The organism is Bacillus sp. B.PNR1 (assembly GCF_030386235.1).
Classification (GTDB): domain Bacteria; phylum Bacillota; class Bacilli; order Bacillales; family Bacillaceae; genus Bacillus; species Bacillus stercoris.
Window position 1 is genome coordinate 675,631 of the sequence record NZ_JANYMN010000002.1, and the last position, 18,567, is coordinate 694,197.

Annotated in this window: 17 protein-coding genes, 1 tRNA gene and 1 pseudogene; 10 read left to right on the plus strand and 9 right to left on the minus strand. The window is 44.5% G+C overall.

Annotated features, from left to right (window positions below):
• The first annotated feature begins 4 nt into the window (after positions 1-4).
• From NZD81_RS14760 to pgmB, 4 genes are read left to right on the plus strand one after another with little or no spacing between them, the layout of a single operon-like run.
• On the plus strand, positions 5-889 hold the full coding sequence (locus tag NZD81_RS14760; RefSeq protein ID WP_282373605.1) for a DUF1189 domain-containing protein: 885 nt from the start codon (positions 5-7) through the stop codon (positions 887-889).
• Complete coding sequence (locus NZD81_RS14765) at positions 867-3,140, plus strand: glycoside hydrolase family 65 protein (RefSeq protein WP_282373604.1); 2,274 nt, start codon at positions 867-869, stop codon at positions 3,138-3,140. The genes NZD81_RS14760 and NZD81_RS14765 overlap by 23 nt, the downstream gene beginning before the upstream one ends.
• Positions 3,133-4,818 carry an oligo-1,6-glucosidase gene (gene malL / locus NZD81_RS14770; protein WP_282373602.1) on the plus strand — a complete coding sequence of 562 codons (1,686 nt, stop codon included), beginning with the start codon at positions 3,133-3,135 and terminating at the stop codon, positions 4,816-4,818. The genes NZD81_RS14765 and malL overlap by 8 nt, the downstream gene beginning before the upstream one ends.
• Positions 4,815-5,489 carry a beta-phosphoglucomutase gene (gene pgmB, locus NZD81_RS14775; RefSeq protein ID WP_148343220.1) on the plus strand — a complete coding sequence of 225 codons (675 nt, stop codon included), beginning with the start codon at positions 4,815-4,817 and terminating at the stop codon, positions 5,487-5,489. Before malL ends, pgmB begins: the two co-directional genes overlap by 4 nt.
• 45 nt (positions 5,490-5,534) lie before the next feature.
• Here the strand turns inward: pgmB and clpP are convergent, their stop codons facing one another.
• Positions 5,535-6,125 carry an ATP-dependent Clp endopeptidase proteolytic subunit ClpP gene (clpP, locus tag NZD81_RS14780; RefSeq protein ID WP_014665471.1) on the minus strand — a complete coding sequence of 197 codons (591 nt, stop codon included), beginning with the start codon at positions 6,123-6,125 and terminating at the stop codon, positions 5,535-5,537.
• A gap of 269 nt (positions 6,126-6,394) precedes the next feature.
• Here clpP and NZD81_RS14785 point away from each other — a divergent pair.
• Both NZD81_RS14785 and NZD81_RS14790 read left to right on the plus strand, forming a co-directional pair.
• Positions 6,395-6,470 (plus strand) — tRNA-Arg (locus NZD81_RS14785).
• Between the two features lie 148 nt (positions 6,471-6,618).
• Positions 6,619-7,131, plus strand: coding sequence for a DUF3231 family protein (locus tag NZD81_RS14790; protein ID WP_282373600.1), 513 nt, complete (start codon positions 6,619-6,621; stop codon positions 7,129-7,131).
• Between the two features lie 35 nt (positions 7,132-7,166).
• Here the strand turns inward: NZD81_RS14790 and NZD81_RS14795 are convergent, their stop codons facing one another.
• From NZD81_RS14795 to sacB, 6 genes are all read right to left on the minus strand, one after another.
• Positions 7,167-7,487: a DMT family transporter gene (locus NZD81_RS14795; protein WP_069150367.1), complete on the minus strand. Its 321-nt coding sequence runs from the start codon at positions 7,485-7,487 to the stop codon at positions 7,167-7,169.
• Complete coding sequence (locus NZD81_RS14800; RefSeq protein WP_134975076.1) at positions 7,487-7,822, minus strand: SMR family transporter; 336 nt, start codon at positions 7,820-7,822, stop codon at positions 7,487-7,489. The genes NZD81_RS14795 and NZD81_RS14800 overlap by 1 nt, the downstream gene beginning before the upstream one ends.
• Positions 7,823-7,903: 81 nt before the next feature.
• Positions 7,904-8,488, minus strand: coding sequence for a TetR/AcrR family transcriptional regulator (locus NZD81_RS14805; RefSeq protein WP_148343214.1), 585 nt, complete (start codon positions 8,486-8,488; stop codon positions 7,904-7,906).
• Positions 8,489-8,583: 95 nt separating this feature from the next.
• Positions 8,584-10,146 (minus strand): aspartate/proton symporter AspP, encoded by a 1,563-nt coding sequence (gene aspP / locus NZD81_RS14810; RefSeq protein ID WP_282373596.1) that lies wholly within the window; start codon positions 10,144-10,146, stop codon positions 8,584-8,586.
• A 107-nt stretch (positions 10,147-10,253) separates the two neighbouring features.
• Positions 10,254-11,804 carry a 2,6-beta-fructan 6-levanbiohydrolase gene (gene levB / locus NZD81_RS14815; protein ID WP_282373594.1) on the minus strand — a complete coding sequence of 517 codons (1,551 nt, stop codon included), beginning with the start codon at positions 11,802-11,804 and terminating at the stop codon, positions 10,254-10,256.
• A gap of 79 nt (positions 11,805-11,883) precedes the next feature.
• Positions 11,884-13,302 (minus strand): levansucrase, encoded by a 1,419-nt coding sequence (gene sacB, locus NZD81_RS14820; RefSeq protein WP_282373591.1) that lies wholly within the window; start codon positions 13,300-13,302, stop codon positions 11,884-11,886.
• A gap of 538 nt (positions 13,303-13,840) precedes the next feature.
• Here sacB and NZD81_RS14825 point away from each other — a divergent pair.
• From NZD81_RS14825 to padC, 4 genes and pseudogenes are all read left to right on the plus strand, one after another.
• Positions 13,841-15,011: pseudogene (locus tag NZD81_RS14825) on the plus strand (serine hydrolase).
• 15 nt (positions 15,012-15,026) lie between these two features.
• Complete coding sequence (gene racX, locus NZD81_RS14830; protein WP_136653782.1) at positions 15,027-15,710, plus strand: broad specificity amino-acid racemase RacX; 684 nt, start codon at positions 15,027-15,029, stop codon at positions 15,708-15,710.
• A 130-nt stretch (positions 15,711-15,840) separates the two neighbouring features.
• Positions 15,841-16,296, plus strand: a complete 456-nt coding sequence (locus NZD81_RS14835) for a DUF3237 domain-containing protein (protein ID WP_282373588.1) — start codon at positions 15,841-15,843, stop codon at positions 16,294-16,296.
• A 22-nt stretch (positions 16,297-16,318) separates the two neighbouring features.
• Entirely contained in the window at positions 16,319-16,804 is a 486-nt protein-coding gene (padC, locus tag NZD81_RS14840) for a phenolic acid decarboxylase (RefSeq protein ID WP_147772559.1), read from the plus strand.
• A gap of 26 nt (positions 16,805-16,830) precedes the next feature.
• Here padC and NZD81_RS14845 read toward each other — a convergent pair whose 3' ends face one another.
• On the minus strand, positions 16,831-17,022 hold the full coding sequence (locus NZD81_RS14845) for a hypothetical protein (RefSeq protein WP_069150361.1): 192 nt from the start codon (positions 17,020-17,022) through the stop codon (positions 16,831-16,833).
• A 2-nt stretch (positions 17,023-17,024) separates the two neighbouring features.
• Positions 17,025-18,494 (minus strand): para-nitrobenzyl esterase, encoded by a 1,470-nt coding sequence (gene pnbA, locus NZD81_RS14850; RefSeq protein WP_282373585.1) that lies wholly within the window; start codon positions 18,492-18,494, stop codon positions 17,025-17,027.
• Between the last annotated feature and the right edge of the window lie 73 nt (positions 18,495-18,567).

Sequence of the window (18,567 nt, forward strand, 5' to 3'; positions counted from 1 at the left end):
TTCAATGAAGAATCTGGAGAATAAAAGCTTTATCATCCGCTGCCTGAAGGCGGTTGCATCTCCATCAGGTGTTTGCCGCTGGGGGAATACCTTCAGCTGGCTGCAGCTCTCTTTTCTCTTTATGTTTGTAACGGCCTCCTTGATGGCACCGTTGACAGTTTCGTTTCTGAAAATGGATCGTTTCAGCGTTGCATCTTTCGTGCCGTCAGCGATTCAAAAGGTGAATGATACATTTGCTGATCAATTACAAGGTGTTCAAATCAGAAACGGAAAACTAACAGGCGTGAAGAGCTCTGAGAGGATTGAAGATGGGCAGAATGTGATGGCGGTCGATATGAAGCATGAATATGAGACAAGCGGTGAAAATGGGCGATTGAAAGTGAAGGGATTTGACAACGCCATCGTATTTCAGCCTGATCGACTGGTAATGACCGATCAAAACGGAGCAGGGTTTTCTGTTGGCTATGCAAAAATGGACGTTAAGCTCGAGAATCCAAACGCCCATGATGTAGAGGTTTTGATCGATACATTGTGGTTGGCGCAGTATAAGCCGATGATTATGCTCCTGGCATATGCGGTGATTTTGATGATCCAGCTGTTTGTAACGGTTGTTCTTGCCGGAGGCCTTTGGATCACAAAAAGATCAAACATGGTCTCTATTGCGTCATTCAAGGAAGCGGCATCTATAGCGATTTGCGCTTCAGCACTGCCGGCATTTGCGGCAGCTGCTATCGGCCTGGTTCATTTTGACTTAATTACTGTATTGATGATCCATTCGTGCGGCGTCACTTTAATGATCACTTTGGCATTTAGATATTTGACAAAAACCCGCCGTGATAATGGAAACTTACATTCGGGAGGAAATGATGATAAATCAGCGGTTATTTGAGATTGATGAATGGAAAATCAAAACAAATACATTTCAAAAGGAGCACATGCGGCTGCTGGAAAGCCTGACGTCTCTTGCCAACGGCTATATGGGGGTCAGAGGGAACTTTGAAGAAGGCTATTCAGGCAACAGTCACCAAGGCACATATATTGCAGGCGTGTGGTTCCCTGACAAAACGCGAGTAGGCTGGTGGAAAAACGGGTATCCGGAATATTTCGGTAAAGTAATCAATGCGATGAACTTTATGGGCATAGGCTTATATGTTGACGGTGAAAAAATTGATCTCTATCAAAATCCAATCGAATCATTTGAGGTGGAACTCAATATGAAAGAGGGGATTCTGCGGCGAAGCGCTGTTGTCCGCATTCAGGATAAAACCGTCAGAATCAGCTCGGAGCGATTTCTTAGCCTTGCTGTAAAAGAACTTTGCGCGATTCATTATGAAGCGGAGTGTTTGACGGGAGATGCTGTCATTACGCTTGTTCCATACCTGGATGGAAATGTGGCAAATGAAGATTCTAACTACCAAGAACAGTTTTGGCAGGAAGAAGTGAAAGGGGCTGATTTCCACAGCGGCTATTTAGCGGCAAAAACGATCGAAAATCCATTTAGAACACCGCGTTTTACTGTTTTAGCCGCAATGGCAAACGTGACAGATGGCTTTGTCAGTGAAAGCTCTCAAACAGCCGGGATGTATGTTGAGAATCGCTACAGCTACCAAACGAAGGCATCTTTGAAAAAGTTTATTATCGTCACGACTTCCCGTGATTTTCGGGAAGAAGAATTGTTAACGAAAGCTAAGGAGCTTTTGGCGAATGCTGTTGAGAACGGTTACGAAGAAGCAAAACGGAGGCACACTGATCAATGGAAGGAAAGATGGTCAAAAGCGGACATTGAGATTAAAGGGGATGAGGAGCTTCAGCAAGGAATCCGCTACAATATCTTTCAGTTATTCTCGACATACTACGGGGGCGATGCCCGTTTGAATATCGGGCCGAAAGGATTTACTGGCGAGAAATATGGAGGTGCCGCCTATTGGGACACAGAGGCTTACGCTGTTCCGATGTATTTGGCGACAGCCGAGCCAGAGGTGACGAAAAACCTGCTTTTGTACCGCTATCATCAGTTGGAGCCTGCTAAACGAAACGCCGAAAAATTGGGGATGAAGGGGGCCCTTTATCCGATGGTGACGTTCACAGGGGATGAATGCCACAACGAATGGGAGATCACCTTTGAAGAAATTCACCGCAATGGCGCGATCTGCTATGCAATCTACAATTATATCAATTATACAGGCGACCGCGGCTATATGGAGAAATATGGGATAGACGTTCTTGTGGCAGTCAGCAGATTCTGGGCCGACCGCGTTCACTTCTCGAAACGAAAAAACAAGTATATGATCCATGGCGTCACAGGGCCGAATGAATATGAAAACAACGTTAACAACAATTGGTATACAAATGTCATTGCGGCTTGGACGTTGGAGTATACATTAGAAAATCTCGAAAGTATCTCAGCGGAGAAACGCCGCCTTCTTGATATACAGGAAGAAGAATTGAGCGTCTGGAGAGAAATCATCCAGCACATGTACTATCCGTATAGTGAAGAACTGCAGATTTTCGTTCAGCATGACACATTCTTGGACAAAGACCTGCAAACAGTTGATGAATTAGATCCAGCTGATCGGCCTCTTTATCAGAATTGGTCATGGGACAAAATTCTCCGCTCCAATTTTATTAAGCAGGCAGATGTTCTCCAAGGCATGTATTTTTTTAATGACCGTTTTACAATGGAAGAAAAACGGCGACACTTTGAATTTTATGAACCGATGACTGTTCATGAATCAAGCCTATCGCCATCTGTCCATGCGATTCTCGCAGCCGAACTCAAGCTGGAACAAAAAGCGCTCGAATTATATAAGCGCACAGCAAGGCTTGATCTTGATAATTACAATCATGATACGGAAGAAGGCTTGCATATTACTTCAATGACGGGAAGCTGGCTGGCAATTGTTCACGGTTTTGCGGGCATGCGCACCGCGAATGAGACGCTGTCATTTCATCCGTTTTTACCGAAGGAATGGGACGGCTATTCATTCAACATCAATTATCGAAACCGATTACTCAATGTGACGGTTGACGAAAGGAGCGCCGTGTTTGAGCTTGTAAAAGGCGAGCCGCTGCATATGAAAGTTTATGAGGAACCGGTTGTCCTAAAGGGACGATGTGAAAGGAGAATCCCTAATGAGTGAATGGTGGAAAGAAGCTGTCGTTTATCAAATTTACCCGCGCAGTTTTTATGATGCCAATGGAGATGGATTTGGAGATTTGCAAGGTGTGATTCAAAAGCTGGATTACATCAAAAATCTCGGGGCGGATGTCATCTGGCTCTCCCCGGTGTTTGATTCCCCGCAGGATGACAACGGCTACGATATCAGTGACTACAAAAACATGTACGAAAAGTTTGGGACAAATGAAGATATGTTTCAGCTGATAGATGAAGTCCATAAACGCGGAATGAAAATCGTCATGGATTTGGTTGTGAACCACACGTCGGATGAGCATGCCTGGTTTGCTGAAAGCCGCAAATCGAAGGACAATCCTTACCGGGATTATTATTTTTGGAAAGATCCTAAACCGGACGGCTCAGAGCCGAATAATTGGGGATCGATCTTTTCAGGCTCGGCGTGGACCTACGATGAAGAGACAGGACAGTATTATTTGCACTACTTTTCGAAAAAACAGCCTGATTTAAATTGGGAAAATGATGCCGTTCGCCGAAAAGTTTATGATGTAATGAGATTCTGGATGGATAAAGGCGTTGACGGCTGGCGAATGGATGTGATCGGTTCTATTTCCAAACACACCGATTTTCCGGACTACGAAACGGATCACACCCGCAGCTATATCGTCGGCCGTTATCATTCTAACGGCCCCCGTCTTCATGAGTTTATTCAAGAGATGAACAGGGAAGTGCTTTCTCATTACGACTGCATGACGGTCGGAGAGGCAAACGGCTCTGATATTGAAGAGGCGAAAAAATATACAGACGCAAGCAGGCAAGAGCTGAATATGATCTTTACATTTGAACATATGGATATTGATACAGAACAAAACTCGCCAAATGGAAAATGGCAGATCAAACCGTTCGATTTGGTTGCTTTAAAAAAGACGATGACAAGGTGGCAGACCGGGTTAATGAATGTCGGCTGGAATACCCTGTATTTTGAAAACCATGATCAGCCGAGGGTTATTTCCCGCTGGGGCAATGACGGGAAGCTGCGTAAGGAATGTGCGAAGGCATTTGCAACGGTTCTGCACGGCATGAAAGGAACGCCGTTTATTTACCAAGGAGAAGAAATCGGTATGGTCAACAGCGATATGCCGCTGGAGATGTATGACGATCTTGAAATAAAAAATGCATATCGTGAGCTAGTCGTTGAAAACAAAACGATGTCAGAAAAAGAGTTTCTCAAAGCCGTGATGACAAAAGGACGGGACCATGCGAGAACACCGATGCAGTGGGATGCCGGAAAACATGCGGGATTCACAGCCGGAGCCCCGTGGATACCGGTAAATTCCCGCTATCAAGCTATCAATGTGAAAGAGTCCTTGGAAGATCAAGATTCCATTTTCTATTACTATCAGAAGCTCATTCAATTACGAAAGCAATATAAGATCATCATATATGGCGATTATCAGCTGCTGCAGGAAAATGATCCGCAAGTTTTTTCTTACCTCCGAGAATATCAAGGGGAAAAGCTTCTCGTCGTTGTGAATTTTTCGGAAGAAAAGGCGCTGTTCGAAGCGCCTCCGGAACTGATTCATGAGCGTTGGAAAGTGTTGATTTCGAACTATCCGCAGGAGCCGGCTGACTTGAAAAGTATTAGCCTCAAACCTTATGAAGCTGTGATGGGCATTAGCATATGAGAGCTGTCACTTTTGATTTAGACGGAGTGATAACAGATACAGCTGAATATCATTTTCTTGCTTGGAAGCACATCGCAGAACAAATCGATATCCCCTTTGACAGAGACATGAATGAAAGGCTAAAAGGAATCAGCCGAGAAGCGTCACTTGAAAGGATACTTATTTTTGGCGGAGCGGAAAAAAAGTATACAAATGCTGAGAAACAAGAACTCATGCATCAAAAGAATCAATATTATCAAACGCTGATCAGCAAATTGACGCCGGAAGATCTTTTGCCGGGGATCGGCAGGCTTCTATGTCAATTAAAAAACGAAAATATAAAAATCGGGTTAGCATCCTCTAGCCGCAATGCCCCCGAGATTTTAAGACATTTGGCAATTATTGATGATTTTGATGCCATTGTTGACCCGGCAGCTCTTGCGAAGGGGAAGCCCGATCCTGAAATCTTTTTAACAGCTGCAGCGCTGCTCGATGTTTCCCCGGCTGATTGCGCGGCAATAGAAGACGCAGAAGCAGGCATTTCCGCAATCAAATCCGCAGGGATGTTTGCGGTTGGAGTCGGTCAAGAACAGTCGATGATTGGTGCTGACCTGGTTGTGAGGCAGACGAGTGATCTGACACTTGAGCTGTTACACGGGGAATGGGAGCAGTATAGAATCAAAAGTGTTTAAATAAAAAACCTGCAAGAGACGCAGCTCCTGCAGGTTTTGTTGTGACTATTTGTCTTCTGTGTGAGTCAAAATTTTGTCAATCAGGCCGTATTCAAGCGCTTCTTCAGCAGATTTGAAGTTATCACGGTCTGTGTCGCGTTCGATTACTTCAAGCGGCTGGCCAGTACGTTCAGCAAGGACTTTGTTTAATTTGTCGCGAAGCAAGAGAATGCGTTTCGCGGCAATTTCAATTTCTGTCGCTTGACCTTGCGCACCGCCAAGAGGCTGGTGAATCATGACTTCACTGTTTGGAAGCGCATAGCGTTTGCCTTTTTCACCGGCTGCAAGCAGGAACGCGCCCATTGACGCAGCCATACCGATACAAATTGTAGATACTTTCGGTTTAATAAACTGCATGGTATCATAGATCGCCATACCGGCTGTAATAGAGCCGCCCGGGCTGTTGATGTAAAGAGAAATTTCTTTTTCAGGGTCTTCTGCTGCTAAGAATAAAAGCTGTGACACGATGGAGTTCGCAACGTTGTCATCAATCGCAGATCCAAGCATGATGATACGATCCTTTAATAGACGAGAATAAATGTCATACGCTCTTTCCCCGCGGTTCGTTTGTTCAATGACTGTAGGTATTAAATTCATAATGCTCCTCCTTCACCTTTTAGGTAAGTATGTAGTTACATGATACATTTTTGGTCAATAAAGGTCAAACAAAAAGCTGGCCTGATATGCAAAGTCGTCTCTTTTTCCCATTTTCCCCAAAAATACAGGGGTTCAAACCATCTTATGTCAAATTGCCAATTAAGATGCTGTGTCTATTTTAAAAGTGGTGTCTCGAAATAGAGGGTTGTTATTTGAATGGAATTATCGTATAATTAGTTGTGCTGACGTTCTCATAACGCAGTCCATATGCGCTCGTAGCTCAGTTGGATAGAGCGGTGGTTTCCGGTACCACGTCTGTCGGGGGTTCGAATCCCTCCGAGCGCGTCCAATAGAACAACAGGAAAGACAAGGGTTTGGCATTTTGCCGCTCTTGTCTTTTTTGTTTCATAAATCTTTCTTGCTGCAACATATATTTTCCTCCTCTCGGGCAGTTTATGAGATGTGCGATATTGAATTTGCGAGGAGGATGAACATGGGTATTTTAAGCGGAAACCCGCAGGATGAACCGATGCATTATGGTGAGGTATTCGGCTTGTGGAGTTATGTGATGGCGGGCAATAAAATGGTCGGCAATTACCAGATGCTATTGCATCATGTCGGTGATGACGACCTGAAGAAGCTGCTACGTGAGTCTATTGAGAAATGCCAAGATGAAATCAAACAGGTCAGCACGATCCTGAAAGAAAACGGGGTGGCGCTGCCGCCGGCTTCTCCTGAACCGCCGACAGCAGATCTTAACGATATTCCGCCCGGTGCACGGTTTCTCGATCCGGATGTGGCGGCCTCCGCGGCAGCGGAAAATGCTGCAGGTCTTGTGACATGCAGCAAAATGATGGGGCAATCGATTCGTGAGGATATTGCCATGATGTTTGGGCAATTTCATATATCGAAAGCGGCAACCGGCGCAAAATACTTAAGGCTGCTAAAAAACAAAGGCTGGCTCATCCCGCCGCCGCTTCATCTTGAAAAACATCACGACGCTTAATGGCAAAGGCATATACAGCTGTATATGCCTTTATTTTATGAAGAAGACGTAAGACGCAAGCCGATAACGCCGGCTAGGATAAGGCAAAGAGAAATCACCTGTGAGAGCTGAAACCGCTCCTTAAACCAAATGAGCCCGACCGCCGAAACGCCAATGCTGCCAATGCCGGTCCAGACGGCATAAGCGACTCCGGCAGGCAGGACGATCATCGCTTGGGACAGGCAGTAAAAGGATAAGCCGAATCCAAGCGTCATCACAATGATCGGCCATTTTTTTCTTGTCCCATCAATATATTTCATGGCAACGGCAGCTATAATTTCTTCTATGCCGGCAATCACTAATAAAAACCATGCCATTATTGTTCACCTCCCGGCTGAGATTTGCTTTCTTTCGTAAATAATTTCATTCCTAAAATGCCAGCGAGCAACAAAGCTAGAAAGAACATCTGGGCTGCTGAGAAGGATTCGCCCAGAACAATTCCGGTCATATATGTTCCGACGGTTCCGATTCCGACAAACACAGTGTACGCGGCGGCCATGGGGATTTTTCGATAAGAGCGGATCAACAGGAGAAAGCTGATCGCGATCAAGATAAAAATGATGATCCAATCCAAAAGCGAATCGGCATGTTTGAGGGAAGAGGCCCAAACAACTTCTAAAAGTCCTGCAATCAAAACAAGAACCCAATTCAAATGAAACACCTCTCTAATTTATGAATGAACGTCAGTCATTTTTAGGGCGTTAAAAAATGAGCGGTGTTACCCAGTCATTTTTTAAGCAGTACCTAAACTTCGTTTTAAGAAAGTAAAGATTTCTTTTTTATACACTTCAACATTTTCATCTTGTTCAAATCCGATATAGAATCGTTCCGCAGTGTTCTCGACCAAGTTGATAATCGTTCTGGCCGTCCATTTTGAATTGATTCCTTCCGTTATCTCATGGTTTGCAATGGCCTTGTTGATGATTTTTTCAAGCCAAGAATAATAAGGCTGATAGATCGTTTCCCATTTTTCCATGGAGTGGTCGATCGCAAGCCCGGAATAACAGAGGACAATAATATCCTTATGGCGTTCTGTAATGAGAAACGTCTCATCAATTAATATATCTAAAACGGTCCAAAAATCCTCGTTCCCATGCAGCCTGCCTTTGATTTGATCAAGCGTATGGGTGAGAAGATTTTCTGCAATGGCCGGTATGAGGGCATTTTTCGATGAGAAATACAAATAGAATGTTCCTTGTGCAGTGCCGGCCTTTTTGACAATATCAGAAATAGAAGCCTTATCCAGGCCTTTTTCAGAAATGACTTCTATGGCTGCCTGCAGAATTTTTTCATATTTGCCCGATGTTTGTTTTGGCAAGAGGAACACCTCCTAGAAATGACTGACTCTCATTCATTTTATCGCGTGTATGTATGTTTGTAAAGAATAAAGAAGCAAGAAAACCTCTTGCTTCTTTATTTATCATAATCAATGGCGGCTTTTGGGAGCCCGGTATACTTGGCCCAGTAATAAATCGCCAGTGAGCCGATCGCGACTAAAATGAGGTCGATGGGATTGCTGATGATCCCTAAGCCATGTCCGAAAGAACCGATGTAGGAAAAGATCAGCATCATAATATAAAACCCGATAAGCCACCAGGCTGATTTCAGCTGCTGAGCGAGGCTGACATCTTCTTTAGGTGTATATTTGCTGAAACAGAGATAGATCAAAAACATCACGAGCTGTGAACCGAGCAGCCAGGAGACGGTTCTCCATCCTGACCAGTACACGATAAACGCTGTAAATATAAAGGAAAGCGGACCGATAATACTCATTCCTTTTAAATAAAACGGCCTGTTTAAATCCTTCGCATTAACCCTCAGCGCAGCAGAAGAAATGGGTGCAATCGCATATGAAAGAATGAGTGCGACTGAACAGACATTGACGAGCGCGTTCCACGAAGGAAAGGGAAGTGTCCAGAAAATGGACAGGGCAAACGAAAGCCAAAGTGAAGCACGCGGTGTCCCCGTATCTTTATTGACCTTTGAGAAAATGCCAAATAATGTGCCGTTGCGCGCCCAGGCGTAAACGAGCCGAGATGTCGTATTCATAAAAATATTCCCGTTTCCTCCTGGAGACAGAATGGCGTCTAAAATGACAAGCGTTGCTAGCCAGCCTAACCCGAGCATGACCGCAATATCCTTAAACGGCAATGAGAACTCCCGGCCTATTGCCGGCCAGCCATGTTTCAGCGTTTCTGTCGGAATTGCACCAATAAAGGTGACCTGCAAAACAGTGTAAATGATGGTTGAAACGATGATGCAAATGATTAAAGCGATCGGGATATTACGCTTTGGATTTTGCACTTCACCTGCTACAGATACAATTGGATGCAGGCCGAGATACGCAAACATCACGCCGCCTGTCGAGATGGCGGCCTGAATACCTGTAAATCCAAACGGTGCAAATCCTTCAACGGATAAGTTCTCCGGCTGAAAATGAAAGATCAGCACGATAATGATGGTAATCGGCACAATATATTTAAAAATCGATATGATGAAATTCGCCTTAGCGAAGGTTTTGACGCTCCAATAGTTCAGCAGGAAAAACAAGCATAATAAGGCAAACTGCAAGATCCAGCCGGAAATGGTCGGTGAATCAGATCCTTTAATGGTTAGGCCGGGAAACCAATAAGCCACATACTGGCGCACAGCGGTCACTTCAATGGAAATCAAGCTTGTGTAAGCGACAATCGTGACAAACGAAATTAAATAGCCGACAAGGTGGCCATGTGAATAAACGGGGTATCGAATGATGCCTCCGGTACGGGGCAGAGCGGCTCCGAGCTCTGCATATACGAGCCCGATTAACAAAATAATGGCTCCTCCGAGGATCCAGGAAAAAGCGCCGGAGGGCCCAGCTTTTGAAGCGACATTACTGACAGCGAACAGCCACGCTGATCCAAAGATGGCTCCCATCCCAATTAAAATCAGATCAAACAGAGACATTGATTTCTGAAAATTTCCTTGTTTAGACATTCGCTTCCTCCTTCGAAACCAGCCTTATATTCCTTACAATGCCCAATATGTAACAGAGAATACCGCCCTTAATAAAAAAACAGGCGCAGCCTGCGCTGCACCTGTTTTTATTCATGAATTGAATCAAAGTGTTTCACTGTTATATTTTTGAAGGAGGCTGTGCCGCCATCAGAAAAAAGAGTAATGCCTTTATCTTCAGGCTTTGGGAAGACTTCATTTGAAAAAACGGTTTTCCCGTCGCCAACAAATACTTCTATCGTTGTTTTATCAACAAGTATTTTCAAATGCACCTTACGTTTGCTTCCATCATAAGGAGCTTTGCTTTCGACATAGGTATTGCTTTTGTCAGGCTGATTTGTGGCTGCTCTATTGACATATGCATAGCCGCCTTCAGCGAAAATGCCGACATCAATATGGCGTTTTTGGTCTTCAGATTCTCTGAGCCTGACGCCTGCATTCTTTAGCTCTGACCAAGAAAGATCCGTATCAAGCTGGTACGTATCACCTGTTATCGACAATGTTTTTGATCCGTTCACATCCTGATCCTCTATTTTGTCAGTTGAAACAGTCAGCTGCTCCAAAGCTTCAATCGGCTGTGAGACGAGGCTGTATGTTCCGTCCTGCTCTTGCAGCCGGAGTTCGCGTATGACAGAATCTGTGCCGTTAAAGCCGTTCTTCATTGTCGGGGTGTTGTTGGCATAATCCCAATTGTTCATCCAGGCAAGCGCATACCGCTTTTCTGATGGATCTGTGCTTTTGCTGTCTTCGAACGTCACACCGCCGTACCAGTCAAAACCATAGTCAAGCCATTGGGCTTCAGTCTGATCCGCTGTGAATTCTTTTCCGTCGAAGCTTCCGGTCCAGTAGGCGTACGTATTTGGTTTGCCCCACGGTTTACCGTTCGCGCTCGCACCGAGAACCCATTTATTCGTTCCGTCGCTTGCCCGCATCATGTAGAGGTCAGGACATTCGACCATTCCCGCCTGCTCTGGGAAGAATCCGCTTGTGTAATGCCAGTCCTTAAGATTATCGGATTCATAAAAGCCGATTTTTGATCCTTCAGCCATGACCATGACCCATTTGTTATCCTGGTCATCCCATATCACTTTCGGATCTCTAAAATCGTCTGTGCCCGGATTAGGCATAACGGGGTTGCCACTGTAGAATTTGAATGATTTTCCTTTGTCTGTGCTGTACCACAAATATTGTTCCTGTTTTTTGTCTTTGGCTGAGGGCTGTGTCACAATCGCGACAAGCGCATTTTTCCCGAAGCCGGCTGTGTTCTCTTTATCCACCACGATGGAACCGGTCCAAATATCACCGTCCGGGTTTGTATATTTCGGAATCGCCACGCCTTCATCGGTCCAGTGCACCAAATCCTCTGAGACGGCATGGCGCCATTCTGTGCCGTTGCCTTTTGGGTAATCCCGGTTATATAGATAGAAATAATGATACTTGCCATCAAAATAGATCGGTTTTTGAGGGTCATTTTTCCATTTATCCGGCGTCGTAAAATGATATGCCGCCCGGTAGTCCGGCTTCTGTGTTGATTTTGTTTTTTGGTCATGTCCTTCTTTTGGAAATAAGTCGATAAACAGCAATATTCCTAAAAAGCTCAGGAATACGGTTAGCCATTTGCCTGCTTTTTTATAGTTCATATGGGATTCACCTTTATGATGTTGATAAGAAATAAAAGAAAATGCCAATAGGATATCGGCATTTTCTTTTGCGTTTTTATTAGTTAACTGTTAATTGTCCTTGTTCAAGGATGCTGTTTTTCACAACAGATGTTTTCTTGCCTTTGATGTTCAGCAGGAAGCTTGGCGCAAACGTTGATTGTTTGTCTGCGTAGAATCCTCTGTTTGTCATGTAGCTTGTAATCACGACATTGTTTCCTTTCGCTTGAGGTACAGCGAAGTGTGAGTAAGTAAAGGTTACATCGTTAGGATCAAGATCCATTTTTAACACAAGGCCAGTTTTGTTCAGCGGCTTGTATGGGCCAGTTAAAGAATTAGAAACATAGCCAAGCATGTAAATATCGTTAGACGTGATGCCGTCAATTGTCATTTTTGATCCGCGGGAGTCAGTGAACAGATACCATTTGCCGTTCATTTTAAATACGTTCGCACGTTCAATTTCGTCTGTTACTGTGTTAGATGCAATCAGCGGTTTCATCACTTTTTTCAGTGTGTAGTCATCGTTTAGCTCAATCATGCCGAGTGCGCCGTTAGCTAATTCAGCAGTGCGCTTTTTATCACTTTGCAGAAGTTTTTGACTTTCTTGACGGAAGAACGATGTGCTTTTGCCATAGTATGCTTTGTTAAATAAAGATTCTTCGCCTTGGTAGCCATCTTCAGTTCCAGTGTTTGCTTCAAATACTAAGTATTTGTGGCCTTTATCTTCTACGTAGTGAGGGTCTCTCAGCGTATGGTTATCGCCTGAGCTGTAGTTGCCTTCATCGATGAACTGCTGTACATTTTGATACGTTTTGCCATCGCCGTCAAAGATTGATTTATGATCCTCTACACCGTTGATGTTCAAAGAGTTGTCTGATGTTGATACGTTAACTTGTGCAGTTGTCAGTGTTTGTTTGCCGTAATGTGTACCGGAAAAGTCAGTGTAGAACAAACGGATGTGACCGTCAGATGTGAATGTCGCTGAGCCAGACCATTCTTGTGTTTGTTCTTTCAGGATTGAATCATTTGCAACGAATTTGTCGCTGTCTTTGAAGACGCGGCCAGCGTTTTTCCAGCTGTCAATAGAAGTTTCGCCGACTTTTTGATAGAACATGTAGATAGATGTGTCATCCGCATTTTTAGGATCTCCGGCTAATGCAAAGACGATGTGGTAGCCGTGATAGTTTGCGACTGTGCCGTCAGCGTTTTGCAATGGCCAGCTGTCCCAAACGTCAAGGCCTTTTGCAGAAGAGATGTTTTTAATTGTGGACGAATCGAATTCAGGCACTTGATATTTTTCATTTTTTTGCTGTTCAGGGATTTGCAGCATATCATGGCGTGTAATATGGGAAATGCCGTAAGTTTCTTTATATGGTTTTTGAGTTGCTTCTTTCGCAAACGCTTGAGTCGCGCCTCCTGCCAGCAGTGCAGTAGTAAAGGTTAGTACCGTTGCTTGTTTTGCAAACTTTTTGATGTTCATCGTTCATGTCTCCTTTTTGTATGTACTGTGTTAGCGGTCTGCTTCTTCCAGCCCTCCTGTTTGAAGTTGGCAAGTCAGTTACGCACAATAAAAAAGACCTAAAATATGTAAGGGGTGACGCCAAAGTATACACTTTGCCCTTTACACATTTTAGGTCTTGCCTGCTTTATCAGTAACAAACCTGCGTGATTTACTTTTCGACCTCATTCTATTAGACTCTCGTTTGGATTGCAACTGGTCTATTTTCCTCTTTTGTTTGATAGAAAAACATAAACGGATGTAAAGATTACAGGTCTAAGGAACTAAAATATCTATCAATTTCTTTTCGTTCGCTGCATTTTTTATTGCCTCTGTCGCATAGGCATAAAGTTGCCTTTTTAATAATAATTCAGAAAATACCACATGATCTCATCCCGCTAAACAAACGTGAACGGCGTGTATACGTGATCGATTAAAAAGGATCTCTAACTGAGGGATATCTCAAAATATTTGAAACGTTCATAGCCTGATAACGTACAAAGCTATGGGAGGTGGAGAAATGAAGCAGAATAAAAGAAAGCATCTTCAGACGTTATTTGAGACATTAGGCGAAAAACATCAGTTTAACGGGACGGTTCTGGCTGCCTGGCTTTCCGTATCAGGGCGTAACGATTCGGCATTTATTGAACCATACGTCAGGGCTTCCTGATTATATAGGTTGGTTTTTTGCCAATTGGGATCAAAACAAGATTGCGGTGAACCAGGATATTGTCGATATGCTGATGAATGAGGGGCTGCCCGGTTATTTTGAGCCAAATGAAGGCTGGCTGTACAGCAATACAGGGTATGTTCTGCTGGCGGTTATCATTGAAAAAGCATCTGGCATGAGTTATGCGGATTTTATGAAAACAAGTATTTTTTCACGGATCGGCATGAATGAAACAAGAGTGTATAACTGGAGGCTTTTGCCTGAGCGAATTGATCATTATGCATACGGATATGTGTATGATGTACACTCCGAAACATACGTCCTTCCAGACGACCTGGAGGAAACGAACTATGTTGTGTACCTTGATGGCATACAAGGGGATGGGACGGTGAACTCTGTCACAAGCGATTTATTTCGTTTTGATCAGGCTTTATATCAGGACGATTTCATCAGCAAGGCTTCTAAGGAATCCGCGTTTTCTCCAGTGCGCCTCAATAATGGAGAAACAATTGATTATGGCTTTGGCTGGGTACTGCAAAACAGTCCTGAAAAAGGGCGGGTTGTCAGCCATAGCGGAGGATGGCCCGGCTATTCAACGATGATGATCCGATATATCGATCATCGTAAAACGCTGATCTATTTGAGTAATAAGGAAGAGGATACTGAATATGAACAAGCGATTCTGAAGGCGGCGGAACATATTCTATTTGGCCAGCCATATGAGGTCCCCAAACGTCCTGCTGATAAAAAGAAAAAAGCAATTGATACGGCGATATACAGCCGCTATGTTGGCAGCTACTTGCTTCAGGATGGGACGGCTGCACGGGTGACAGCCGAGAATGAACGGCTTTATTTGGAGATCACCGGGCAGCTGAGACTGGAGTTATTTCCTTCCTCGGAAACGCGTTTTCTTCTGCGAGCATTGTCTGTTGAAGTCGAGTTTATGTTAGGCGAGGATGCTGCGAAAAGCTTTATCCTCTATGAGGATGGCTCAGAGGAAGAAGCGGTCCGTACGAATTAGAAAGGAATGAATTTGATGATCGGAATATTAGCCGGAATGGGGCCGAAATCGACCTCGCCGTTTATTGATAAGGTGATTGATTACTGTCAGAAGCTGTATGGGGCTTCAAACGACATTGACTATCCGCACATGATGATCTATTCATGCCCGACTCCCTTCTATGCAGATCGTCCGATTGACCATGATGAGATGAAAAAAGCGATTATCGACGGAGCGGTAAAGCTCGAGAAAACAGGCGTTGATTTCATTGCGCTGCCTTGTAATACGGCGCATGTCTACTATGAAGAGATTCAGCAGTCATTGTCGGTTCCTTTGTTAAATATCGTTGAGGAAACGATAAAAGAGATTCCGCATCCTGCAAAAAAAGCGGTGGTGTTAGGAACAGAGCCAACCATCCAATCCGCCATCTACCAAAATGGGCTGAAGGCAAATGGACAAGAAGTTGTTCACAAGGACCATTGGCAGCACGCTGTGAACCGGCTTATTGCCGCAATCAAACAGCCAAATCATATGCAGCATACACAAGCATTGTGGCAGACGCTATATGAAGAAATCAGTCAGCATGCAGACATCATCATTTCAGCCTGCACGGATTTAAATGCGGTGTTAGATCATTTTCAAAGTGAGATTCCGATGATAGATTCCTCTGCCTGTCTTGCAAAAAGCACTGTCAGCACATATCTTGCGTATCAAAGCTAGCTTCAGACAAGGACTGTCTTCAAACAGTCCTTGTTTTTTTATGTTCCTATTGTTTGACAGTTAACTGCAATGGTGTTAAAGTAAACATGTAAAAAGTTACATGATTTTTTCTGAAGGTGAGGTGGTGCTCTTGAAGAAGCCGGTTTTAAAACCATTCGCCTCTTTAGAAATCAAGGTTGATCCGCCTATCACAATTGGTGAGACAGGCCTGGGGCTGAGACGATTTATTTCGATTCGTTCGGGAACAATAACCGGGAAAGTAAAGGGACGTATTTTGCCGGGCGGCGCCGATTCGCAAATGATTCGTGCTGACGGCAGAACCGATTTATCTGCCAGGTATGTAATCGAAACAGCAGATCATGAACTGATTTACATTGAAAACAATGGAATACGGCAAGTCAGCGAGCCGTTTCGAAAACAAGCGGCAGCCGGGGAAATCATTGATCCGGAGCATGTTTATTTTCGTACGGTACCGACGTTTGAAACAGGCAGTGAAGCCTATCAATGGCTGCATGACCGCTTGTTTATCGGTTCCGCAGAAAGAACCCCTGATTACGTTCGACTAGACATTTATGAAGTACAGTAAAAGACTAAGGAGAGTGTGAAAGATGGACAACTTTATCGGAAGCCACATGATTTATACGTATGAAAACGGTTGGGAATACGAGATTTATATTAAAAACGACCATACAATTGATTATAGAATTCATAGCGGAATGGTTGCCGGACGCTGGGTTCGGGATCAGGAAGTGAATATTGTCAAACTGACAGAAGGCGTATATAAAGTGTCTTGGACAGAGCCGACTGGCACGGATGTTTCATTAAACTTTATGCCAAATGAAAAACGCATGCACGGCATTATTTTCTTCCCGAAATGGGTGCATGAACATCCTGAAATTACAGTGTGCTACCAAAATGACCACATTGACTTGATGAAAGAATCACGCGAAAAATATGAAACGTATCCAAAATACGTTGTACCTGAATTTGCGGAAATTACATTTCTGAAAAATGAGGGAGTCGACAATGAAGAAGTGATTTCGAAGGCTCCTTATGAAGGAATGACAGACGATATTCGCGCGGGAAAATTATAAGAAACATCAAAACCCGGAAAAGAGATTTACTTCTCTTTTCCGGGTTTTCTTTTTGCTGAGTATGTGGGAACCATCATAATTCCCGTGAAAAACAGTGTGATGCCAGTCCAGCGCATAGGCTGGTAATAGGCTGTGTCCCGTAAACATAACACGGCCGACAAAATAATGATACAAGCTGCCACAACAATGGCAGCACCAATATATCCTGTTTTCCTCATGTTTATTCTCCTTTTGAAGGGAATAATTTCTGCCTTTTTTCAGAATCCGGATCGTTTTCGATCACAATCTCCGAATCTAAAATCAGCGTCTCTCTCGTTTCCTCGTGATACGCCGGCCAATTCACAGTTTCGGTGCTTGGGTTTCCTGTTTTAGCGAACGTGATCCATGCTGATTGTATCGTGTGAGAAAGCTGTTTCACCTCATCCGTAACCTCCGCGTTTGCCATCCGCTTCAACCCATCCAGATTTCCAAAGACAAAAGGAAGCTCTAATGCGTGAAACGCTTTATTGTACGGTGGCTGCTCCGAGTGCCAATCGAACCTGTACATCCAAACCGGGGCGTAGTGGGACTGTGCGGATGCATAGGCAACGGCCGGGCGCCAAAATAACAAATCAGTCATCATGTGAATCTGGCTTTCCAGAGAACGCGGATACAGATCGGCGGCTTTCTTGGCCAGCGGCTGCCCTAATAAATACTCGAGTGCAGCATCAAGCGTTTCCTGAGAATGAACGTCTGAATCAGGGGTGAAAAATAAATATCCTTCATCACGGGTTGTTCCGATTAATAGCGGAATGCCGGCAGCAGCCCCTTCTGCTATTGCTTTTTCTGGTTCAGCAGGCAGTGTTTTCGGATCAAGGGCGGGCTGGAAAAACAGATGAAAGATATTCTCTTTTTCTGCGATCCGAAGCTGATCCGCCGCTTTTAGCAAATCTTCTGCAGAAACCGTATGCAATTGATCCAGTTGGCTCACGTTAATCCCAAGGATCTGTAAAAAGGCTGCCGCGGTGCTCGCCGCTTGTTCTTTCGTCATCGTTCGAGAAGCGCCGCTTTCCATGATGGCTTTCTGGAACAGGCCTTTTGCCGCAGGCATTGCGAGCAGCGCGGCAATGCTCATGCCGCCGGCGGATTCTCCAAATACTGTTACGTTATCGGGATCACCGCCAAACGCTGAGATATTCTCCCGCACCCATTTCAGTGCGGCGGCTTGGTCTAAAAGCCCAAGGTTATCGGAATACGCCTCATCAAATGAAGACAAGTGCAAAAAGCCAAACGGCCCCAGCCGATAGTTCAGTGTAACGACAATGACTTCTCCCTGCGCCACAAGTTTTGATCCGTCATACAATGGATCACTGCCCGCTCCCAGATAAAAAGCGCCGCCGTGAATCCACACCATGACAGGCAGGTTTTGACTTGGTGTGTCAGGCGCAAATACATTGAGATACAAGCAATCCTCGGACTGGCGCGGCAGTTCAGTATACGATAGTGAAAGCAAATCAGTCGGCTGCGGGCAAACAGGGCCATAGGCTGTAGCATCAAGTACATCTTCCCACACTTCAGGCGGCTCAGGTGCTTTAAAACGCAATTGTCCGACAGGCGGCTTGGCAAAGGGGATGCCTTTCCATATATGTACGCCGTTTTCCGTTGTGCCTTTTACTTTGCCGTATTGAGTCGTTACTGTTTGATGAGTCATTGTGTCCTCTCCCTTTTTCACCCATTATAAACAGATTTACCCTCAAGGTGCGAACGTTAGCCCTCTAGCCGAT

Excerpts from the sequence above, each read along its gene's own strand:
- NZD81_RS14760 (WP_282373605.1), top strand. The coding sequence starts at position 5 with ATGAAGAATCTGGAGAATAAAAGCTTTATCATCCGCTGCCTGAAGGCG.
- NZD81_RS14765 (WP_282373604.1), top strand. The coding sequence starts at position 867 with ATGATAAATCAGCGGTTATTTGAGATTGATGAATGGAAAATCAAAACA.
- malL (WP_282373602.1), top strand. The coding sequence starts at position 3,133 with ATGAGTGAATGGTGGAAAGAAGCTGTCGTTTATCAAATTTACCCGCGC.
- pgmB (WP_148343220.1), top strand. The coding sequence starts at position 4,815 with ATGAGAGCTGTCACTTTTGATTTAGACGGAGTGATAACAGATACAGCT.
- clpP (WP_014665471.1), bottom strand. The coding sequence starts at position 6,125 with ATGAATTTAATACCTACAGTCATTGAACAAACGAACCGCGGGGAAAGA.
- NZD81_RS14790 (WP_282373600.1), top strand. The coding sequence starts at position 6,619 with ATGGGTATTTTAAGCGGAAACCCGCAGGATGAACCGATGCATTATGGT.
- NZD81_RS14795 (WP_069150367.1), bottom strand. The coding sequence starts at position 7,487 with ATGGCATGGTTTTTATTAGTGATTGCCGGCATAGAAGAAATTATAGCT.
- aspP (WP_282373596.1), bottom strand. The coding sequence starts at position 10,146 with ATGTCTAAACAAGGAAATTTTCAGAAATCAATGTCTCTGTTTGATCTG.
- levB (WP_282373594.1), bottom strand. The coding sequence starts at position 11,804 with ATGAACTATAAAAAAGCAGGCAAATGGCTAACCGTATTCCTGAGCTTT.
- sacB (WP_282373591.1), bottom strand. The coding sequence starts at position 13,302 with ATGAACATCAAAAAGTTTGCAAAACAAGCAACGGTACTAACCTTTACT.
- racX (WP_136653782.1), top strand. The coding sequence starts at position 15,027 with ATGATCGGAATATTAGCCGGAATGGGGCCGAAATCGACCTCGCCGTTT.
- padC (WP_147772559.1), top strand. The coding sequence starts at position 16,319 with ATGGACAACTTTATCGGAAGCCACATGATTTATACGTATGAAAACGGT.
- NZD81_RS14845 (WP_069150361.1), bottom strand. The coding sequence starts at position 17,022 with ATGAGGAAAACAGGATATATTGGTGCTGCCATTGTTGTGGCAGCTTGT.
- pnbA (WP_282373585.1), bottom strand. The coding sequence starts at position 18,494 with ATGACTCATCAAACAGTAACGACTCAATACGGCAAAGTAAAAGGCACA.